This is a genomic window from Burkholderia sp. 9775_39, assembly GCF_015712225.1.
GTDB lineage: Bacteria > Pseudomonadota > Gammaproteobacteria > Burkholderiales > Burkholderiaceae > Burkholderia > Burkholderia cenocepacia.
Genome location: NZ_JACCQC010000075.1, coordinates 1 through 925, shown reverse-complemented (window position 1 = coordinate 925; position 925 = coordinate 1). Strand labels below are relative to the sequence as shown.

Annotated in this window: 1 protein-coding gene; it reads left to right on the top strand. The window is 65.1% G+C overall.

What is annotated here, in order from left to right:
• The coding region (locus H0X90_RS35305; RefSeq protein WP_196438435.1) for an aminotransferase at nt 1–925 on the top strand (925 nt) is incomplete at both ends.

Here is a 925-nt window from a genome sequence, read left to right as displayed (position 1 = left end):
TGTGGGACTCGGACGGCAACAAGGTGATCGACGGGATGGCCGGCCTGTGGTGCGTGAACGTCGGCTACGGCCGCAAGGAACTCGCCGACGCCGCGTATCGCCAGATCCAGGAACTGCCGTTCTACAACACGTTCTTCAAGACCACGCATCCGCCGGTGATCGAGCTTTCCGCGATGCTCGCGGAAGTCACGCCGGCCGGCTTCAACCACTTCTTCTATTGCAACAGCGGCTCGGAAGGCAACGACACCGTGCTGCGACTCGTGCATCAGTACTGGCGCGTGCAGGGCAAGCCGCAGAAGAAATACGTGATCTCGCGCAAGAACGGCTATCACGGCTCGACGATCGCGGGCGGCACGCTCGGCGGGATGGGCTACATGCACGAGCAGATGCCGTCGAAGGTCGAGCACATCGTGCACATCGACCAGCCGTACTTCTTCGGCGAAGCGGCAGCCGGCGAAACGCCCGAAGCATTCGGCCTCGCGCGCGCGCAGCAGCTCGAAGCGAAGATTCTCGAACTCGGCGCGGAGAACGTCGCGGCGTTCATCGGCGAGCCGTTCCAGGGTGCGGGCGGCGTGATCTTCCCGCCGTCGACGTACTGGCCGGAAATCCAGCGGATCTGCCGCAAGTACGACATCCTGCTGGTCGCCGACGAAGTGATCGGCGGCTTCGGGCGCACCGGCGAATGGTTCGCGCACCAGCACTTCGGCTTCGAGCCGGACCTGATCACGATGGCCAAGGGCCTCACGTCGGGCTACGTGCCGATGGGCGCGGTCGGCATTCACGAGCGCGTCGCGCGCCCGATCATCGACAACGGCGAATTCAATCACGGCCTCACGTATTCGGGGCACCCGGTGGCAGCCGCCGTCGCGGTCGCGAACCTGAAGCTGCTGCGCGACGAGGGCATCGTCGAGCGCGTGAAGACCGA